Below are 18150 nucleotides of genomic sequence, written 5' to 3'. Positions count from 1 at the left end.
AATCTGCCTTCCACTTTCACCCAACCCCGCCCAACCGCAAAACATGGCAGACCCGATATGAACATGCATTCCGATACCGCCCTGCGTGATGAGGCCACCAGCCTGTTCTCTGACTACGCAAAATCCGAATATGACGTGATCCGCCTGCGCGCCATTCAGGCCCTAAGTGCCATTGGCGCCGCTAATAGCCTGGCTTTGGTCGAAGCGTTGTTGGATGACGACGAAGACGTCCGGCAGGACGCCGCTCAAGCGCTGGGCGCGCTGGGCGTTCAGGACGCAGCACCTCAACTGCTGGAAAACCTGATCCACGATCCGTGTGGCGAGGTAAAACTGGCCTGCGTCACCGCTCTGGCCGAGTTGAAATCCGAAGACGCAGCGCCTTACCTGCGCACCCTCGTCACTGGACGCGGGGATGAGATCACGTGGGACGAGGACGAGCTACACCAGGACGAATGGGACGATTGGCTGGACACGCAGATCGCTTCGATCAAGGCGCTGGGCCGGATGGGCGACGTGGCGGCTATCGAACCCATAGTCATGGCCCTGATGGACGAAGACGGTCAGGAACTGGGCGATGTGGCGTGTGAGGCGCTGGGCCGGATTGGCGAGGCATCAGTGCCGACGCTGGGCGTTTTCACCCAATCCTCGAACCGCCGCCTGCGCCATCGTGCCTTGCAGACCCTCGCCGCAATCGGTGGGGCCGAGGCCGAAGCGATCCTGCTTAAAGCCACCACTGACAAGGACGGGGCCGTGCGCCTGATCGCGTATGAAGCACTGATGCCAAACGATGCCGCGCTGGTCGAACAGGCGCTGACGGACGCGGTCGAGGACATCCGCATCGCGGCGCTGGTGCAGGCTGGGTTCTCGGAACCCGAGCTGCTGGACCGCATGATGCGCGACCCCGGTGCCAAGGTGCAACTGGCGCTGATTGAGCGGTTGGATCGCACCACGCCGATTACCGATCAGGATGATCTGCGCTGGCAAGTGCTGGATTTCCTCGCCACCGGTCAACAGCCCGAAGTGTCCGCGCAGGCGCTAGGCCTGCTGGCGGCGCTGGCTCCGGAATTGGTGGCGGATCGCCTGAATGCGCTTTTCTCGGTCGATGCCGATGACCTCAAGGCCGAGCGCCTGCAATGGGCCATCGTCGATGCACTGGCGAACTCGCCCCTTCGTGAGGCGGCAGAATGGCTGCAACGCGCCTGCCGCGCGCCCTTCCGGTCAGTGCGGTTGAAGGCCGTTGCGTCGCTGGCGATGATCGTCACGGATGCCGACCGTCCGCATGTGAACCAGCAACAAGGGCGCGAGTTGCTGCTGTCTTTTGCACTGGCCCCGATGCCTGTGGCTGCCGACGAAGCCGCAGAAGAAGAGACCCCGCAAACCGATATCGCCGCGCTGGAAGAGGCTGGGTTGGATGTGTCCGAGGGCGGCGAGAATGGCCCGACCTCAAGCCTCGGAGCGATTCTGGGACATGACGCGATTGCCGCCGAGATGACTCAGGAAGCGCAAGAGGATGAGGTGCAACCCCTGACTCCGCGCGAACAGGCGCTGCTGGCCAAGGCGACCCGCCACCCCAAACGCCGCCGCGTGGCACTGGATGATGATGCCGATGCGCTGCAGCGTGAAACCCGCATGTCCGCCATCCGCCTGTTGGGCGAGGTCAAGGGAATGCAGGTCATGCTGGCGCAGATTGCGCAAGACCCGGAAACCGAAATCGCGCAGCAGGCTTTTGCCGCGCTGGGTGTAGCCGTCGCGCGCCATGGGGCCGAACTGGATCAGGGCCAGCTGGTCGATCTGATCACCAAGGGGTTGTCGCACACGGACTCCGCGCTTTCTCTGCAAGCATTGAAGCTGCTGCAACAGGCGGATCTGCCGCCTCAGGATGCGCTGCGGGGTAAGCTGCGTGCGATGGTGAAAACCGGCGATACGCCGTTCCGCATCGACGCCATGCATATCCTGACCCGATGGGACGGCACGCCTGACGTGGCGCGCAGCCTGTTGGATGATGTCTCGGCCCCTGTCCGTCAGGCAGCCATGCGGCTGCTGTCGGAAACCGCGCCGGATCAGGCAGGGGCGGCCATCGTACCCTTCATGCTGGCCAACCCCGAGCAGCGGATAGTGACCTATGTCAAGGACAGCACCCCTGCGATCGTGTCCATTGGCCGCGAACTGCTGGCCGAACTGCGCGACGAAGACCGCCGCGCGCAATGGCCAGTGATGATTAACGCATTGGCTGATCTGTTGGGGGAACCTGCACGGGCAGCCTGACTGCCCGGAGGGACAAATGAGCATTTCGCTGAAACTGGCTGCAGCGATATTGGCGGGCGCAATGACCATTGCTCCCGCGCTGTATGCCGATGACCTTCCCGAGGTTGCCGTCGTTCACCAGATCATCGACCTGAATGCAGACACCCCGGCTCATGCGTTTCGATTCGAACCCAAGTTCCTGCAAGTGCCCGCTGGTTCCACGGTGCGGTTCAAGGGCTCGACTGGGCGGCACACGGTGACATCCATCCGTCCGATGATCCCCGAGGACGCACGCAGTTTCGAAATTCGCGGCAAGCCCGAGCTGGATCTGACCTTCGAGCATGAGGGTGTCTATGGCATTCGCTGCCGCGTTCATGGCCGGCACGGCATGGTTATGCTGCTGGTGGTGGGCGACCCAAACGCAAATCTCGAGGACGCCCGCGCCCACCTGCCCAATCTGGGCGAGGCGGAGCGCGCGGAGTTCGAGGAACTCTTTACATATCTGGAGGCTCAAAATGGCTGATGGCTGCGCCTGCGATCGGCAGGCTCATATGTTTCTGACGGTTTCCCAGGCCCTGACCAAGGGCCTGTCGGTGGCCGACCCGATCACGGAAACGGAAACCCTGCCGCTGATTGACGCTATTGGGCGGGTGCTGGCCGAGGATTGCACCAGCAAGGTGGATATGCCCGCTTTTGATAACTCGGCCATGGATGGCTATGCGGTGCGCACTGCCGATTTGGGCGATGGTCCGCTGTTTGAACTGCCCGTCGCGGGACGGATCGCTGCCGGGGATAGCGGCGCACATGACGCTCCTGTGGGCAGTGCGCTGCGGATCTTTACCGGCGCGCCGGTCCCACCGGATTTCGACGCCATTTTGATGCAGGAAGATTGTGATGTCACCGCCCAAGGCATTCGGTTCTCGCGCCGCCCCAAGCCCGGCCAGCACATCCGCCGTGTCGGCGAAGACCTGAAGGCTGGCGCCCCGATCCTGCGCCGTGGTTGTGAGATCACGGCGCGCGAGGCCGCCGCGCTGGCATCGTCCGGCTATGGCGAGGTCACGGTTTATCGCAAGCTGAAAGTCACGATCTTTTCCACCGGTAGCGAGCTGCAACAACCCGGCGAGGCGTTGGGACCGGGGCAGATCTACAACTCGAACCGCTATATGCTTCGGGCGCTGCTGGACAAGCCGTGGATCGCCCTGACCGACAAAGGCCCGGTCGAGGACAACCCCGCCAAGCTGGAACAGGTGCTGCGAGAGGCTTGCGACAGCTCTGATCTGATCATTACCACGGGCGGCGTATCGGTCGGAGATGAAGACCACATGCCGCGTCTGTTCGAGGCCATCGGCGGCAAGCCGGATGTGATGAAAGTGGCGATGAAACCGGGCAAGCCGATAATGTTCGGGCGGCGCGGGGATGCGCTTTATGTTGGGCTGCCGGGCAATCCGGTTTCGGCCTATGTCACATGGCAGATTGTTGGATCGCACATGATGGCGCGGCGCGCCGGTTTGCATCACGCGTCTCAGACCCCGGAACAAGCGGTTCTGTCCGAGCCACTGAGCCGCCGGGCCGGTCGTCAGGAATACCGACCCGTTGTGATCGAGGGGGCAGAGCCTGACGGAACACCGCGTCTGCGCCTGATGGCGGCGTCCTACAGCGGACGTGTTGCGCTGTTGGCGCAGTCGGATGGGCTGGCGGTGATCCCTGCGGAAACCGAAGCCTTGCCGCAAGGGCATAGCTTGTCTTTCCTGCGGTTCTGATGCCGGGGCAGAGCTCGTTCTTGCAAGTGTCGGGCGGCTGCGGCTACAACAGTTCCGCGCCAGCCCACTATGCCCGCCCGGACTCGAATATGGTTCAAGAACATATCCTTGTGGTCGATGACGACCCGCAGATCACGTCTTTTCTGCAGCGCTACCTTGAAAAGCAGGGCTGCGCAGTCACGTGTGTGGCAGATGGCGATGCCATGGATGCCGTTCTGGCGCGGGCCGAGGTTGATCTGATCCTGCTGGATATCGGATTGCCCGGCCGCAACGGATTCGACATCACGCGCGAGTTGCGGATGAACTCGAACATTCCAATTATCGTGGTCTCCGGCCGGGATGAGATTTTCGACCGGGTCGTCGGGCTGGAATTTGGGGCGGATGACTACATCACCAAACCGTTCGAGGCGCGCGAGGTTCTGGCCCGCATCCGTACCGTTCTGCGTCGGTCAAAACCTGACGACAAACCCACTAACGGGGCCGAATCTCAAACGATCACCTTCGGGGACTGGGTGCTGAACGTGAACGAGCGGACCCTGATCGCGTCGGGCGCGCCCGAGGCCACACCACTGACCACCACCGAATTCGAGGTGCTGTTGGCCTTTGTTACCAATCCTCATGTGGTGTTCTCGCGCGATCAGTTGCTGGACAAGGCGCGCGGGCGAGACATCGTCGTCGGAGACCGGACAATCGACGTCCATATCATGCGTCTGCGAAAGAAAATCGAAGCTGATCCCGCCGCGCCGGCCTTTATCAAGACCGTTCACGGGATCGGCTATTGCTTTGCCGCAAATGTCCGGAAAAACAGCGCCTAGTGCAGGTTTTTGTACATGAACGTTGTGGGTTCCAGCCGGTCATCGAACGGGTTGCGGCAATAGTTCGGAATCTCGCCGGCGATCTGGAAGCCAAGGCTTTGATACAGTCGCAGCGACGGGTCTGAACTGCGCGTGTCCAGAACCAACACATTGCGACCGAGTTGAGCAGAGCGCTCTTCCAAGGCGGCCATCAAAGCGCGGCCCAGTCCTTGGCGGCGAGCATTCGGATGCACCAGCAGTTTAGCGACATCGGCCCGGTGCGGTTGGTTCGGCATTTTGGCCGGGATCAGTTGAACCGTCCCCAAGACATGCTGGGCGTTGCGGACCACAAATAGATCCAGCTCGTTCTCGGCAACACCAGACCATACATGGTTTAGCCAATAGGCGCGCGCTTGATCAGGTGCGAAGGGCAGGATGAACCCTACGCTGGCACCGTCATGCACACAGGCGTGCAGAATACCCGTCAAATCGTCCAATGCGCCGTCCAGATCTAATGAGCTCAAACGTTCGATCATATCAGCACCATCAAGTAACGCGCACCGCGCTTGGATGAGGTTTCAAACCGGGTCGAACCGGAAAGGTGATAGCGCAGGCAATCTCCGGCCGTCAGGTCGTGCGCCACGCCGTCCACTGTTAGCGTCAAAGCGCCGTCCAGCATGATCAGATGGTGTTCCTGTCCCGGCTTCGGGGGTGCGTCATAGGTGATAACTGTCGAAGACGGCAGGTGCCCCTCCATGACCTCACCGCTCAAACCGGTGGCCGGAGGCGAAACCGACCGGCGCGTGAACCCGGTTTCAGGGTCGCGCCATTCAGGTTGACGTTCCAAGGGAACCCGTGGCGCAAAGCTGTCTTCCACCATCATCAACAGGCGCGACATGGGCAAACCGTAGGCGGCACACAACCGGCCGAGCGTTTCTGCGGTCGGACTCACGCCCCCTTTTTCGAGCCGGGATAAAGTGGCGCGGCTGACCGAGCTGCGTTCTGCCAATTGGTCCAAGGACCAACCGCGCATCAGGCGCAGCTCGTTTAATCGGTTGGCGAGGCGATTCGAGAGATCATCCAGCATTTATCAAATATGAGAAACATTTCCTTTTATGAGATTATTGACGATTTTTATTCCAATACAACAAAAAAGAGCGCGGAAAACCGCGCCCTTTCCCGTTGTCTGGTCTAGAGGATTATTGCCAGCCAACTTCGTTGAAGATCTTTTGCGCTTCGGGGATGTTCTTGGCAACTTCGGACAGGTTCACCGTATCCGCTTTGAACTCACCCAGCGAAGCGACGTTGTCGGCCAGTGCGACACCTTCGACAGCGGGGAATTCATCATTGCCGTTCGAGAAGTAGACCTGTGCCTGCTCGCCTGCGAGGTATTCAAGGAACTTCACTGCGTTCTCTTTGTTCGGCGCATGGGCTGCGATACCCGCACCTGACAAGTTCATATGGGCGCCTTCCGCATCTTGTGCGGGAAACTGAATGCCGATCATGTCGATATCCGCGCTCAGGCCCTTCACGTCTTTACGCAGTGCACGGGCGAAGTAGTAAGAGTTGGAAACGGCAATTTCGCATTCACCCGAGACAATCCCGCGCAGCTGATCGGTGTCACCGCCCTGGGGGTCACGTGCCATGTTGGCGACAACGCCTTCGGCCCAGGTTTTTGCGGTTTCGGCGCCATGGTTGGTGATGATCGCAGCAAGCAGGGTTTGGTTATAGGTGTTGCTGGACGACCGGATGCAGACCAGACCTTTGTATTCTGGCTTGGCAAGGTCCAGATAGTTTGCGGGCGCGTTCGCGACGTCGGCTTTGTCAAAGAAGATAATCCGCGCGCGTTGCGAGAAACCATACCACTGGTTGTCTTCGTCCTGCAGGTTGGCAGGGATACGCTCTTCCAGAACCGCGCTGTCGATCGCTTGCAGGATGCCTGCGTTCTTGGCGCGGGCAAGGCGAGAAGTATCGACGGTCAGCAGGATATCGGCAGGTGAGTTCGCACCTTCGGCTTCCATTCGGGCGATCAGCTCATCAGCCTTGCCTTCGATACGGTTGATCGTGATGCCAGTGGCCTCTTCAAAATCCGAATAAAGGCGTTCGTCGGTGTCATAATGACGCGAGGAATAGAGGTTCAGCTCGCCCTCAGCCGCGGCAGAGGTCGCAATAAGGGCCGTCAGAGCGGCAGCAATACAAGTGGAGGATTTCAGCATCATGTGTCCCAACTTTGAATGTCGTGGCGGGTAATTACCCGACTGATTTGGTCAATTAAACGATTCTGGCGGGGATGCAAGAAAAACTGACAAAATTAGTTGGTCAAAATGGTCGCTGCTGGAAAGGTGCAACGCACTGACCTTGACGTGGGGAACCTCCGAAAGGCGTCAAGGGTGCCTACGTTGCAAAACAGCGGCCAGAATAATGGCCCATCCGAGTATGCCCTGCCCATGCGCGCTGAGGTTTTGCTGGTGCGAGAAAAATAGCATTTCAAAAGGGATGAGGGCGTCTTTGGGTGGCCAGATGACCCATTGCAGCGGCAAATCCGGAATGATCATGCGATAATACATGTAGTAAACCTGCGGCGAGGCCCATACGAACACCCAGAAAAGGATCAGCGCCCCCAGAAACCTTGCCCATATCGGCAAACGTCTCAGGCAGCGCCGTGCCAAAAGCACCATCATCAGAAACAGAGTGAGGCTGATGAAGACAAGCCCGACCTGTCCCCAAGCAGACAGATCGAAAAAGGAATCCTGACTGTACATGTTCGCCCTCCGCAATGCCGGGCAAAAAAGAAACCCGCCCGCGCATGCAGGCGGATTTCAAACAGCGCAAGCCGAGATTTAGCTGAGTGGCGCGACAGCCAGAATCACAGTGAATTTCTCACAATAGATATACAGCTCGTTGTATTTGGAGACATCGATGCCCGAAGGGATCTTGAATGAGGCTTCGCCCTTTTTCACGGTCAGCTTGTCGTGAATCTTGGAGCCCTTCGCGTATTTCTCGCCGTTGCCAAAGCCGATTTTGATATCTGGCGGGTTCTTGCTGGGGTCGAAGACATAATCGCTTTTGAGCGTGACGGTGTCGCCGGAAACGGAAACCGTCCCCTTCACCTTATAGCCGCTGCGGCCGGAAAGGCTGCCGGTGCGTTCCTTGCCTGCAGCAAATACAGAAGGTGTTCCCAGTGTCAGAGCGGCTGCCGAAGCAAGCCCCAGCTGTACGAATTGGCGGCGTTTGATTGTCATAGCGAATTCCCTATCTCATTCTGCGACTGCAGGATGCTGCGCAGACAAAGGGGGCGCTGCCAACTCACATCGCGTCGAGGGAATGTGAGTATCTGAAACATGCAAGCGACCAGCTAAGCGGGTAATCAACGCAACATGCGATTTGAAAACAAAAAAACCGCACCCAAACGGCGCGGTTTCCCTGAATTCGATTTGTGCAGTTCTTAGCCCTGGCGAGCTTTGAACTTGCGCTGCGTCTTGTTGATCACGTAGACGCGGCCTTTGCGACGCACAATGCGGCAATCACGGTGCCGGTTCTTGAGCGAGCGGAGCGAGTTCTTGACCTTCATGGGTCTGTCTCCAATCTGCGGCGCCTTCATCAAAGACGTGGCCAGCGCCTGGGTTAATCGGGTGTCCCGGAGCCCCGGAACAGTGAAATCATGGTGGGCGGTACAAGGATCGAACTTGTGACCCCTTCGATGTCAACGAAGTGCTCTACCGCTGAGCTAACCGCCCACTTTACCTTTGCGTGCCCTGCCCCATAACGAAATGGGGCGCGGAACCCCGCGCCGGTAGCGGGGTCTATAAAAGGAGTCGCAAAGGGGTTCAAGGGGTTTGGTATAACTATTTTCCGGTCTATGTTCAGACCGAACCAAGGAGCCACCATGCCGAACGCCGCCTATGTATTGGATATGCCTGCCAAGCGCACGTCTTGTGTGGTCTTTGCTTCTCCGCATAGCGGCCGGAACTACCCTCGGGGGCTGATGGAGCGGACCATTCTTAGCCGCGACGTGATTCGATCGTCGGAGGATGCGTTCGTGGATCAGTTGTTCGCACCCGCTTCGGATTTTGGAGCGCCGCTGATTTCCGCGACAAAGCCAAGGGCTTATCTGGATCTTAACCGCAGTGCCGAGGAGTTGGATCCGGCGCTTGTGGAAGGCGCGCGTCGGCAGGGGCACAATCCGCGCGTGTCCTCGGGGCTTGGCGTAATCCCCCGGGTGGTTGCGAATGGTCGCGCGATTTATCGCGGTAAGCTGACAATGGACGAGGCGCGGCTGCGCATCGACACCTGTTGGCGACCATATCACACGCGACTCAAGGCATTGCTGGCCGAATCGCACAAGGCGTTCGGGCAGGCGATTCTTGTGGATTGCCATTCGATGCCGCACGAAGCTGTGGCCATGGCCGGCACCGCAAATTCACGCCCTCAGATTGTGTTAGGGGACAGGTTTGGCGCCGCAGCCTCTGGCGAAGTCGTGGACCGTATCGAAGCCGCGTTTGTGGCCGCTGGTCTGACAGTGGCGCGAAACGCACCGTTTGCTGGGGCGTATGTGACGCAGACCTATGGTCGACCCGCGCGCGATCAGCACGCGGTGCAGATCGAAATAGACCGTTCGCTTTACATGGATGAAACTCGGATTGAGCCAAACGGGAATTTCACCGCCTTTCGCGAGCTGTTGCGGCAGGTCATTGGCGAAATTGCGTTGATCGGTGAAGAGCCTCTGCGCCTTGCGGCCGAATAAGATCAGCGCAAAGAGCGCCCCTTCAAGATAGCATCATGTCCGAATCTGCGACGGATTTCATCCGTGGCGCGTTCGGCCTGCGACCGCTGCGCTGCGCCGGGGTCCAGCAAGTCGCCCGTGATATCGGCCTGATCCTCTGGGCACAAATCCGACAAACCACATCCAAGCAAGCGATAGGGCCCCTGATCTCCGACCTGATCGAACAAACTGCGGGCCGTGCGGTAAATGCGATCGGCAATCTGCGTCGCGTCACGTAACGAGATACGGCGGGTGATAATCTTGTGATTGGCTTTCTTCAGCTTGAGGGTCACGACCCTGCCAGCCAGACTTTTGGCCTTGGCACGATCCGCCACCTTTTCGGACATGCGCCACAGATGACCATCAAGTATGTCCAGGCTGGCCGTGTCTTCGAAAAAGGTGGTCTCATTGCTGATGGACTTCATCGGTTCATGGGCAGAAACGCGGCGCTTGTCCTGTCCTCGGGCCAGATGCCACAACCGATACCCCATCGCGCCGAATCTGGCTGTCAGGGCCTCCTGATCCCAGCGCAACAGGTCCGAGAATGTACGAATCCCTGCGCGTTCGAGCGATTCTTGTGCAGCTGGTCCGATACCCCAGATCAGCCGGACGGGCTTGTCGTGCAGAAACGAAGCGGTCTCGGCCTCGCCGATTACGGAAAAGCCACGTGGTTTGTCGAGGTCGGATGCGACCTTGGCGAGGAATTTGTTATGTGAAAGCCCGATTGAACCAGTCACGCCCAGCTCATCCTTCATCCGATTCACAAGGCGCGCCAGCATCACTGCGGGTGGTGCGCTGTGCAGTCGCTGGGTGCCGGACAGGTCCATGAACGCCTCGTCCAATGACAGAGGTTCGACGACTGGGGTCAACTCGTCCATCATCGCCCGAATCTGACGCGAGACTTCCGCATAGACCGACATGCGGGGTTTGATGACCACAGCATCGGGGCAAAGTTGCAGGGCTTTGAACATGGGCATCGCTGAACGTACTCCGCGAATACGCGCCACATAGCAGGCCGTCGACACGACGCCGCGTTTCCCACCGCCAATAATGACGGGTTTGTCGGCAAGTTCAGGGTTGTCGCGTTTCTCGACCGAAGCGTAGAACGCATCGCAATCCATATGCGCGATGGTCAGATCAAACAGTTCAGGATGCGTCTTGATACGCGGACTACCGCAGGCAGGGCAGCGGCGGTCGTCCGTCACAGTGGTCAGGCAGTCTCGGCACAGACCGGGCATGCGGTGTTCCCGTCTCTCATTCGATCAATTCGCGGGGTTTGAATATACCACCCAATTGGTCAAGAAAAACCCCGCCGCGTGGTTGTTTGATGGAAAAGAAGACCCCCCGCGCGTTGCGGGGGGAGGTGACGGACCTCAGGAAGAGATGGTCCGCGGGGAGTATCACGGGACCAGATTCGCTGAAAATCAGTGGTTTCGATAGGATCGAGTTCACACAAGGAAAACAGGCAGTTTTCATGTGTGTTTTCGGGCACAGGGACGATTTGGCGCGGTTTTCATTAAAAGTTACGCTAGGTCAACTATTTGGCTGACAAAAACCGGGTTTTTCAGCGGTTTCTGACGTCCGCGATTAGTGCCGTGTCAAGGAATTTAACTCGGCAAGAACCGCCTCGGCGGCGGCTTTCGGGTCGTCAGATTGATAGATTGGGCGGCCGACCACGATGTGATCCGCACCGTCACCGATCGCGGTCGCTGGGGTGGCGACGCGTTTTTGATCGCCAAGCGCAGCACCTGCCGGGCGCACACCTGGGGTCACAATCAGGCGACCTTTGGCCTGTGGCAAGGCCCGGATCAGCGCGGCCTCTTGCGGGCTGGCGATGACACCATCTGCCCCGGCCTCAAGCGCCTTTGCCGCGCGTTCGACGACCAGTTCCTGCACGTCGCCAGCCTTCAACAGGCTGGCATCCAGATCATCGCGGTTCAGCGAGGTCAGAATGGTCACAGCGAGGATTTTCAGGTCCTTGCCCGAGGCACCCTCTTTCGCGGCACGCACTACGTGGGGGTCGCCATGGACGGTCAGGAAATCCAGATCGAACTGCGCCAACCCACGTACCGCGTTTTCGACGGTATTGCCGATGTCGAACAGTTTCATATCCAGAAAGATGCGCTTGCCGTGATCCTGTTTCAGCTCATTGGCCAGTGCCAGCCCGCCGCCTGTAAGCATGCCCAAACCAATCTTGTAGAAAGAGACGCTGTCGCCCAGCCTCTCGGCCATGGCCAGACCCTGCAGGGCGTTGGGGACATCTAGGGCTACGATCAGGCGGTCGTCGGACATGGGGGCGCTCCGTTTTTGGCAAACGTCTGCGTCCTAGCGGGTTTGCAAGGTTCTGTCCATGTGGGACGAGTAGGTGATTCAGGTTACGGCAGGATTTACCGGATGTGGTATAATGTGCGCGGATTGAAGGAATGGAATTCAAAGTGAAACAGTTTGCACCCGCCGTAATCATCGTATTGCTGACAGGATGTCAGGATATGCCATTGGAAACCGAGGCCGCTGACACGGTCGTAAGGACTCCCTCAAACGACAACCTGCGGCTTTTGCGGGGCTATCGTTCGACCGATGATGATTGTCAGATCACAGGTGAGACTGCGTTTACAATTGATTTTCTGGATGATGCCGCTGATCTGGTATCCTGTCCAACAGGTGGTGAACCGGCGCAATCTCTGGTCCAGATGTATGGCGCGCGAGAAGTGGCTGAAACCGGGGGATACACTGTCTATTCAGTTCCGCGCAGGTAGGGCGGAAATAGCGTTTCGACCTCTTGAACCGGGACAGATATTTCCCAGATTGAATGTGAGGCCCAGATCAGAAGCGTGCCGCCAAGCGGGCGCATCAAAACAGGGCGCTTGGAAAAGGAGAAGACTATGGACTTGAACAAGTTCACCGAGCGGGCACGGGGTTTCGTGCAAGCGGCGCAGACTATTGCGATGCGGGAAGAGCATCAGCGTCTGACGCCGGAACATTTGCTGAAAGCATTGATGGATGACGATCAGGGATTGGCCAGCAACCTGATCACGCGGGCCGGTGGTGCGCCCAGCCGTGTCGTGAATGCGCTTGATGCCTCGATGGCGCGTATTCCAAAGGTCAAAGGCGATACAGGACAGGTCTATCTGGACGGCCAGACTGCCAAAGTCTTGGACGAGGCCGAGAAAATCGCGACCAAGGCAGGCGACAGCTTTGTCCCGGTCGAGCGCATTCTTATGGCGCTGTGCATGGTGAAATCGAAAGCCAAGGTGGCGTTGGAAGATGGCGCCGTCACCGCCCAGAAACTGAACGAGGCGATCAACGATATCCGCAAAGGCCGCACTGCCGACACCGCGTCGGCGGAAGAAGGCTATGACGCGCTAAAAAAATATGCGCGCGACCTGACCGAGGCGGCAGCCGAGGGCAAGATCGACCCGATCATCGGACGGGATGAGGAAATCCGCCGCTCGATGCAGGTTCTGTCGCGACGGACCAAGAACAACCCTGTTCTGATCGGTGAGCCCGGCGTGGGTAAAACCGCGATTGCCGAGGGCATGGCCCTGCGCATCGTCAATGGCGACGTGCCGGAATCGCTGAAGGACAAAAAGCTGCTGGCGCTGGACATGGGCGCGCTGATTGCCGGCGCGAAATACCGGGGTGAGTTCGAAGAACGCCTTAAGGCTGTGCTGACCGAAGTGACCGAAGCGGCGGGTGAGATCATCCTGTTCATTGATGAGATGCACACGCTGGTTGGTGCTGGTAAATCCGACGGCGCAATGGATGCGGCCAACCTGATCAAGCCTGCGCTTGCACGGGGTGAGCTGCATTGTATCGGCGCAACCACGCTGGACGAATACCGCAAATACGTCGAAAAAGACGCAGCCCTCGCGCGTCGCTTCCAGCCCGTATTGGTGCAGGAGCCAACAGTCGAGGATACGATCAGCATCCTGCGCGGCATCAAGGAAAAGTATGAGCTGCACCATGGTGTGCGCATTTCCGACTCGGCGCTGGTGTCGGCTGCGACCCTGTCGCACCGCTATATCACCGACCGGTTCCTGCCCGACAAGGCGATCGACCTTGTCGATGAAGCCGCGTCGCGTCTGCGGATGGAGGTGGATTCGAAGCCCGAAGAACTCGACCAGTTGGATCGCCAGATCCTGCAGATGCAGATCGAGGAAGAGGCGCTGAAGCTGGAAGATGACGCGGCCTCGAAAGACCGTCTGGAAACTTTGCAAAAGGACCTGGCCGATCTGCAGGAGCAGTCTGCCGAGATGACCGCCCAGTGGCAGGCCGAGCGTGATAAGCTGGCAGGTGCGCGGGATCTGAAAGAACAGCTCGACAAGGCGCGGGCCGATCTGGAAATCGCCAAGCGTGAGGGCAATCTGGCCAAGGCGGGTGAGCTGTCCTATGGCGTCATCCCCGAGCTTGAGAAAAAGCTGACAGACGCTGAGAACGCCGAAAGCAATGCGATGATGGCCGAAGAAACCGTGCGGCCTGCTCAGATCGCATCCGTTGTCGAACGCTGGACGGGTATCCCGACAGCCAAGATGCTGGAAGGTGAGCGCGAAAAACTGCTGCGGATGGAAGACGATCTGCATTCCCGCGTGATTGGTCAGGATGCCGCCGTCACTGCCGTCGCAAACGCCGTGCGCCGTGCGCGGGCCGGTCTGAATGATGAGAACCGCCCCTTGGGCTCGTTCCTGTTCCTCGGGCCGACCGGTGTGGGTAAGACCGAGCTGACCAAAGCCGTGGCGAACTTCCTGTTCGACGACGACAACGCGATGGTTCGAATCGACATGTCCGAGTTCATGGAGAAACACGCGGTTGCCCGTCTGATCGGTGCCCCTCCGGGCTATGTGGGCTATGATGAAGGCGGTGTACTGACCGAAGCCGTGCGGCGCAGGCCCTATCAGGTCGTGCTGTTTGACGAGGTCGAAAAAGCACACCCGGACGTGTTTAACGTGCTGTTGCAGGTTCTGGACGATGGCGTTTTGACCGATGGTCAGGGCCGCACTGTCGACTTCAAGCAGACGCTGATTATCCTGACGTCGAACCTTGGGTCTCAGGCGCTCAGCCAGTTGCCCGAAGGCGCAGACAGCGCGCAGGCGCGGCGCGATGTGATGGATGCGGTCCGGGCCCATTTCCGGCCCGAATTCCTCAACCGTCTGGATGAGACGATCATCTTTGACCGGCTCAAGCGGGCCGACATGGATGGCATCGTCGATATCCAGATGGCGCGTCTGCAAAAACGTCTGGCCGCCCGCAAGATCGAGCTGGCGCTGGACGATGGTGCCAAGCAATGGCTGGCCGATGAAGGCTATGACCCGGTCTTTGGTGCCCGTCCGCTGAAACGTGTGATCCAACGCGCGCTTCAGAACCCTCTGGCCGAAGCATTGCTGGCTGGTGAGATCAAGGATGGTGAGACCGTCCCGGTTACTTCGGGCTCAGACGGCCTTATTATTGGCGACCGGTTGGGAACGTCTGATCGGCCACGTCCTGATGATGCGGTCGTGCACTGAGCTTTAAGCCCTAAAAGACCTACCCATTCGGTAGGTCTTTTTCGTTTGCGAAAGCATGTGTTTTGTTGCTCAGATAAACGATCGTTTTCTTTCGCGCCTAAGCGCCAAAGCTGCCCACGCAATAAACCTACGGGCCTTTTCGGACAATTAGCCGTTTCGCACCACCTTGCGCCGCATCCACAAGTAAAGAAACCTGACCCAAAGTTTCCAGAAATGCAGAACCTTCGCGGAGTTTGCGGGTTCTCACGTCGAGAATGACGGCACCGTCGTCTTCGACCACGTCGCGAAAAATACCTGCGTAGGTCTGCGCGGGATAGTGGAAGCCGCACGAGATAAAACTCATCGCCAGATCAACTGTGCCGATTGATGAGAGTTCGTCTGAACCGGGATTCAGGCAGGTGATGTCGCCGGTGCGGACGCCGTTTTCCATCAGGAACGAACGCGCGACAGACAAATTGGAATAGGCCGCACCGGATTCCGCGTATCCGAAATGCCGTTCTGTAGTAGTTTCTAAATCAATCAGGTTCAGGTGACACTTGTGGTCCTGCCACAAAAACAGATCGAACATAGCATAACCACAGCCGATATCTGCAATCGATGACGGAGCGAGGCTTTGTATCGTATCCCGAAGTTCCAGATACTCTAAATAGATAATTGCGGCAGCGCGGCGCGCCAGATCGGTTCCGTGATCCCGCACAAGCGATAGGGCGGGTTCGGGATTTCCGGCGGCCCAGGCGCGGTTAATCCTGCCGGAGCGGGGTTGGTCATGAATGATCTCTGACCTTTGCATGATCAGATTGACCAGATCGTTTTGGGAAAACGCGTCGAAGGATAGTCCGGACACTTCAGGCAGGGCAGTTGCCTTCATCATCCGCTCGGTCGTGATCATATCGTGGTTTCCACATGTCTGGGATTGGAGTTGCAGTCCGGACTTTGTGGCAGGTTTATTCGATGTTCAAGACCCGCTTATTGGCGGTGACGAAAAGGATCGGGAACTCGATCCTTTTCGACCGTTATCATTCAAACCATCGCGAAAATGCGCGCGGGTCCGCCTGTGCCGCCTTTGTGCTTTGGCGCTCCGATAACCAGCGTTGCGCCCGAAGCGGGGACGCGGTCCAATCCAGCGATGTTTTCGATCCCGAAACGGCCCGTCGGCAGCCACGCGTAGTGGGTGGCAAAGTCAGCCGACATTCCGTGATCCAGCGATAGTGTGTCTGAAGCCAACGACCGCGCGCCCGTTTCCTCGATCAGCATCTGAGCGGCTTCGACATGAAAGCCGGGATAGTGCTGTGCCTGCCCGTCAAATCCGCGGTAGGCGTCACTGTCGACTTTGGCGGCCCAGCCAGAGAATAGGGCAACGCAGGCGCCGTCTGGAATATCTCCGTGGGTTGCCATCCACGCCTTCAGATCGTCCGGGGTCAGTAGAGTATCGGCATCTTCGGCCGCCCGCGCAGCGATATCGACAACACAAAGCGGTGCCACGAGATCTGTAACCGGGATTTCGTCCACCGCTGCCCCATCCGCCGAGAAATGCAATGGCGCATCAATATGAGTTCCGGTGTGCTCGTTTACAGTCATGCGTTGCAGGTTGAAGCCGTGGTCGCCAAAATTGAACAGTTGTTCGGACGCGTAGCCGGGCTCACCAAAATAGGTGGGAAAGTCAGGGCTGATCGTGTGGGTCATGTCTTCGACCGTGCCGTGTCCGGCAGCCATCGCCATTGGCGCAGTTGCGCTGGTTGCTGCCACTGCAACGCCCGAGGCCGCGGCGGCTTTGAAGAAACTCCGCCTTGAAAGCATCCGGTCCTTGACCGCGTTCATCACACAGATGTCACACATTTGTCTTCTCCCTTTCGGCTGTCCCGGTTGTCGGGTTTCGAAGGATCCCTACCAGACCCCTTCGGATCAGACTGCATTTTGCGAGAAGCAGTTGTAAAGATAGCGGTCGGAGAGGGTGCAGTGTTTCGGGGAACGATGCTTCAACTCACCGTGATCGGTTCTGTGCGTTTTGGTTAGCGTTGCATCTAACGAACAACTTATTGCAATGACCGCAAACGACAAGAGCCCGCCGAATGGCGGGCTCTTGAATACGTGCATGACCCAGAGGGGCCAAAGGATCGGAAATCTTAGGTGCCGCTCGGCAACGCATTCAGGTCTTGTGCGTTGTTCTCATCGAGATTGGTATCCTCACCAATTTCTTCGCAAGTCACAGGGAATGTCTCATTCGAGTCGCATCCAGAGATTGGGTAGGTCTCTTTTTCGGCGCATGCCGCGATGAACAGAGCCAGCGACAGGCCAGCTACCAATTTCATTTTCATGTCTCGTCCTTTCCGATCATATCGTCGTCTTTTTTGTGGCGCTATCTGCGTGATCAGCCTTGGGGTGATCTCAACTCCGTCCCTTCACGCCTTGGGAAAACTTAAGCGGCTGGGCTGCGGGTTGGCTAGCGCCAATATCAAGGGTGACGCTAGGTTCTGTTGGGTTAAATGTACATTTCGTATGAAAAAGCGGCTACGTTTAGCCAAAGTTTATGAATGATTAGACGTTTAGTATTGTATTGAGCCTTGGTTGCGCCGCCCGATGGTTCGTTACAGCCTCGTCTCCCAATCGTGACGCATGTTGCCTTGGTCCTGTGCTAAGAGCGCACTAACTGACAATTAACAAAGAACGATCACGGAGACAGAGATGGCGCGTCGCTGGACCAATACACTGACACATGCGGATGTCACCCCAAGGGCGATGTTCATGAACCGGCGGCAGGTCATGGCCGGGCTCGCGGGTGTCGGCCTGGCGGGGATAGCGCAGAAAGGTACGGCCGAAGAGACGGCCGAGGGTCTGGTGCCCAACACCTGGGAAGAGATCACGTCCTACAACAATTACTACGAGTTCGGCACCCGCAAGGATGATCCTGCGAAATACGCCCACACGCTGGTCACCGAACCCTGGAGCGTTCAGATTGATGGACTGGTGGACCGCCCCGGTGAATACGACTTCAAAGACATAATGTCCGAGATGACAGTCGAGGAGCGTATCTATCGGTTCCGGTGTGTCGAGGCTTGGTCGATGGTTGTTCCCTGGAACGGGTTCGAACT

Annotated in this window: 19 protein-coding genes and 1 tRNA gene (1 of these 20 cut by a window edge); 8 read left to right on the top strand and 12 right to left on the bottom strand. The window is 58.3% G+C overall.

Annotated features, from left to right (window positions below; genetic code table 11):
- Window positions 1–57 precede the first annotated feature (57 nt).
- From ACR3EG_RS18195 to ACR3EG_RS18180, 4 genes are read left to right on the top strand one after another with little or no spacing between them, the layout of a single operon-like run.
- On the top strand, window positions 58–2265 hold the full coding sequence (locus ACR3EG_RS18195; protein WP_480497137.1) for a HEAT repeat domain-containing protein: 2208 nt from the start codon (window positions 58–60) through the stop codon (window positions 2263–2265).
- Between the two features lie 16 nt (window positions 2266–2281).
- Complete coding sequence (locus tag ACR3EG_RS18190; RefSeq protein WP_480497138.1) at window positions 2282–2767, top strand: plastocyanin/azurin family copper-binding protein; 486 nt, start codon at window positions 2282–2284, stop codon at window positions 2765–2767.
- A complete protein-coding gene (locus ACR3EG_RS18185; RefSeq protein WP_480497139.1) occupies window positions 2760–4004 on the top strand; it encodes a molybdopterin molybdotransferase MoeA in 1245 nt (414 codons plus the stop codon). Before ACR3EG_RS18190 ends, ACR3EG_RS18185 begins: the two co-directional genes overlap by 8 nt.
- Window positions 4004–4819 (top strand): response regulator, encoded by an 816-nt coding sequence (locus tag ACR3EG_RS18180; RefSeq protein WP_480545886.1) that lies wholly within the window; start codon window positions 4004–4006, stop codon window positions 4817–4819. The genes ACR3EG_RS18185 and ACR3EG_RS18180 overlap by 1 nt, the downstream gene beginning before the upstream one ends.
- Here the strand turns inward: ACR3EG_RS18180 and ACR3EG_RS18175 are convergent.
- The 7 genes from ACR3EG_RS18175 to ACR3EG_RS18145 form a co-directional block, all read right to left on the bottom strand.
- Window positions 4816–5334 carry an N-acetyltransferase family protein gene (locus tag ACR3EG_RS18175; RefSeq protein ID WP_480497141.1) on the bottom strand — a complete coding sequence of 173 codons (519 nt, stop codon included), beginning with the start codon at window positions 5332–5334 and terminating at the stop codon, window positions 4816–4818. The genes ACR3EG_RS18180 and ACR3EG_RS18175 overlap by 4 nt on opposite strands.
- Window positions 5331–5885 (bottom strand): helix-turn-helix domain-containing protein, encoded by a 555-nt coding sequence (locus tag ACR3EG_RS18170; RefSeq protein ID WP_480497142.1) that lies wholly within the window; start codon window positions 5883–5885, stop codon window positions 5331–5333. Before ACR3EG_RS18170 ends, ACR3EG_RS18175 begins: the two co-directional genes overlap by 4 nt.
- 112 nt (window positions 5886–5997) lie before the next feature.
- Window positions 5998–7014, bottom strand: a complete 1017-nt coding sequence (locus ACR3EG_RS18165) for an extracellular solute-binding protein (RefSeq protein ID WP_480497143.1) — start codon at window positions 7012–7014, stop codon at window positions 5998–6000.
- A gap of 168 nt (window positions 7015–7182) precedes the next feature.
- Window positions 7183–7560, bottom strand: coding sequence for a hypothetical protein (locus tag ACR3EG_RS18160; RefSeq protein WP_480497144.1), 378 nt, complete (start codon window positions 7558–7560; stop codon window positions 7183–7185).
- Between the two features lie 78 nt (window positions 7561–7638).
- Window positions 7639–8040, bottom strand: coding sequence for a DM13 domain-containing protein (locus ACR3EG_RS18155; RefSeq protein WP_170356035.1), 402 nt, complete (start codon window positions 8038–8040; stop codon window positions 7639–7641).
- Window positions 8041–8243: 203 nt separating this feature from the next.
- Window positions 8244–8369, bottom strand: coding sequence for a type B 50S ribosomal protein L36 (gene ykgO, locus ACR3EG_RS18150; RefSeq protein ID WP_008755722.1), 126 nt, complete (start codon window positions 8367–8369; stop codon window positions 8244–8246).
- Window positions 8370–8460: 91 nt separating this feature from the next.
- Window positions 8461–8535, bottom strand: a tRNA-Val gene (locus ACR3EG_RS18145).
- A gap of 149 nt (window positions 8536–8684) precedes the next feature.
- Here ACR3EG_RS18145 and ACR3EG_RS18140 point away from each other — a divergent pair.
- On the top strand, window positions 8685–9542 hold the full coding sequence (locus ACR3EG_RS18140) for an N-formylglutamate amidohydrolase (RefSeq protein ID WP_480497145.1): 858 nt from the start codon (window positions 8685–8687) through the stop codon (window positions 9540–9542).
- A 2-nt stretch (window positions 9543–9544) separates the two neighbouring features.
- Here the strand turns inward: ACR3EG_RS18140 and ACR3EG_RS18135 are convergent, their stop codons facing one another.
- Window positions 9545–10798: a DNA polymerase IV gene (locus ACR3EG_RS18135; RefSeq protein WP_480497146.1), complete on the bottom strand. Its 1254-nt coding sequence runs from the start codon at window positions 10796–10798 to the stop codon at window positions 9545–9547.
- Between the two features lie 349 nt (window positions 10799–11147).
- Window positions 11148–11852, bottom strand: a complete 705-nt coding sequence (gene pyrF, locus ACR3EG_RS18130) for an orotidine-5'-phosphate decarboxylase (protein ID WP_480497147.1) — start codon at window positions 11850–11852, stop codon at window positions 11148–11150.
- Between the two features lie 131 nt (window positions 11853–11983).
- Here pyrF and ACR3EG_RS18125 point away from each other — a divergent pair, with 131 nt between their 5' ends.
- On the top strand, window positions 11984–12316 hold the full coding sequence (locus ACR3EG_RS18125) for a hypothetical protein (protein WP_480501824.1): 333 nt from the start codon (window positions 11984–11986) through the stop codon (window positions 12314–12316).
- Window positions 12317–12442: 126 nt separating this feature from the next.
- Window positions 12443–15061 (top strand): ATP-dependent chaperone ClpB, encoded by a 2619-nt coding sequence (gene clpB, locus ACR3EG_RS18120; protein ID WP_480497149.1) that lies wholly within the window; start codon window positions 12443–12445, stop codon window positions 15059–15061.
- Between the two features lie 127 nt (window positions 15062–15188).
- Here the strand turns inward: clpB and ACR3EG_RS18115 are convergent, their stop codons facing one another.
- From ACR3EG_RS18115 to ACR3EG_RS18105, 3 genes are all read right to left on the bottom strand, one after another.
- Complete coding sequence (locus ACR3EG_RS18115) at window positions 15189–15950, bottom strand: class I SAM-dependent methyltransferase (RefSeq protein ID WP_480497150.1); 762 nt, start codon at window positions 15948–15950, stop codon at window positions 15189–15191.
- 131 nt (window positions 15951–16081) lie between these two features.
- Window positions 16082–16897, bottom strand: coding sequence for a cyclase family protein (locus tag ACR3EG_RS18110; RefSeq protein ID WP_480497151.1), 816 nt, complete (start codon window positions 16895–16897; stop codon window positions 16082–16084).
- A 287-nt stretch (window positions 16898–17184) separates the two neighbouring features.
- Window positions 17185–17376 carry a hypothetical protein gene (locus ACR3EG_RS18105; protein ID WP_209195667.1) on the bottom strand — a complete coding sequence of 64 codons (192 nt, stop codon included), beginning with the start codon at window positions 17374–17376 and terminating at the stop codon, window positions 17185–17187.
- A gap of 367 nt (window positions 17377–17743) precedes the next feature.
- Between ACR3EG_RS18105 and msrP the strand changes: the two genes are divergently transcribed.
- On the top strand, window positions 17744–18150 hold the beginning of the coding sequence (gene msrP / locus ACR3EG_RS18100; protein WP_480497152.1) for a protein-methionine-sulfoxide reductase catalytic subunit MsrP. Its footprint extends 505 nt past the window's final position; 407 of the gene's 912 nt are visible here — the first part of the coding sequence; its start codon is at window positions 17744–17746; its stop codon lies off the right edge, out of view.

The sequence above is a fragment of the Ruegeria sp. AM7 genome, from assembly GCF_056535965.1.
The sequence above is the reverse complement of the archived record's forward strand: the minus strand, read 5'-3'. Positions and strand labels throughout refer to the sequence as shown.

Bases quoted from the DNA above. Each gene is read 5' to 3' on its own strand.
- ACR3EG_RS18115 (WP_480497150.1), bottom strand. From the start codon at position 15,950: ATGATCACGACCGAGCGGATGATGAAGGCAACTGCCCTGCCTGAAGTG.
- ACR3EG_RS18125 (WP_480501824.1), top strand. From the start codon at position 11,984: ATGGAATTCAAAGTGAAACAGTTTGCACCCGCCGTAATCATCGTATTG.
- ACR3EG_RS18190 (WP_480497138.1), top strand. From the start codon at position 2,282: ATGAGCATTTCGCTGAAACTGGCTGCAGCGATATTGGCGGGCGCAATG.
- clpB (WP_480497149.1), top strand. From the start codon at position 12,443: ATGGACTTGAACAAGTTCACCGAGCGGGCACGGGGTTTCGTGCAAGCG.
- ACR3EG_RS18170 (WP_480497142.1), bottom strand. From the start codon at position 5,885: ATGCTGGATGATCTCTCGAATCGCCTCGCCAACCGATTAAACGAGCTG.
- ACR3EG_RS18165 (WP_480497143.1), bottom strand. From the start codon at position 7,014: ATGCTGAAATCCTCCACTTGTATTGCTGCCGCTCTGACGGCCCTTATT.
- ACR3EG_RS18160 (WP_480497144.1), bottom strand. From the start codon at position 7,560: ATGTACAGTCAGGATTCCTTTTTCGATCTGTCTGCTTGGGGACAGGTC.
- ACR3EG_RS18175 (WP_480497141.1), bottom strand. From the start codon at position 5,334: ATGATCGAACGTTTGAGCTCATTAGATCTGGACGGCGCATTGGACGAT.
- ACR3EG_RS18185 (WP_480497139.1), top strand. From the start codon at position 2,760: ATGGCTGATGGCTGCGCCTGCGATCGGCAGGCTCATATGTTTCTGACG.
- ykgO (WP_008755722.1), bottom strand. From the start codon at position 8,369: ATGAAGGTCAAGAACTCGCTCCGCTCGCTCAAGAACCGGCACCGTGAT.
- ACR3EG_RS18195 (WP_480497137.1), top strand. From the start codon at position 58: ATGAACATGCATTCCGATACCGCCCTGCGTGATGAGGCCACCAGCCTG.
- ACR3EG_RS18180 (WP_480545886.1), top strand. From the start codon at position 4,004: ATGCCGGGGCAGAGCTCGTTCTTGCAAGTGTCGGGCGGCTGCGGCTAC.
- ACR3EG_RS18105 (WP_209195667.1), bottom strand. From the start codon at position 17,376: ATGAAAATGAAATTGGTAGCTGGCCTGTCGCTGGCTCTGTTCATCGCG.
- pyrF (WP_480497147.1), bottom strand. From the start codon at position 11,852: ATGTCCGACGACCGCCTGATCGTAGCCCTAGATGTCCCCAACGCCCTG.
- ACR3EG_RS18135 (WP_480497146.1), bottom strand. From the start codon at position 10,798: ATGCCCGGTCTGTGCCGAGACTGCCTGACCACTGTGACGGACGACCGC.
- ACR3EG_RS18155 (WP_170356035.1), bottom strand. From the start codon at position 8,040: ATGACAATCAAACGCCGCCAATTCGTACAGCTGGGGCTTGCTTCGGCA.
- ACR3EG_RS18110 (WP_480497151.1), bottom strand. From the start codon at position 16,897: ATGTGTGACATCTGTGTGATGAACGCGGTCAAGGACCGGATGCTTTCA.
- ACR3EG_RS18140 (WP_480497145.1), top strand. From the start codon at position 8,685: ATGCCGAACGCCGCCTATGTATTGGATATGCCTGCCAAGCGCACGTCT.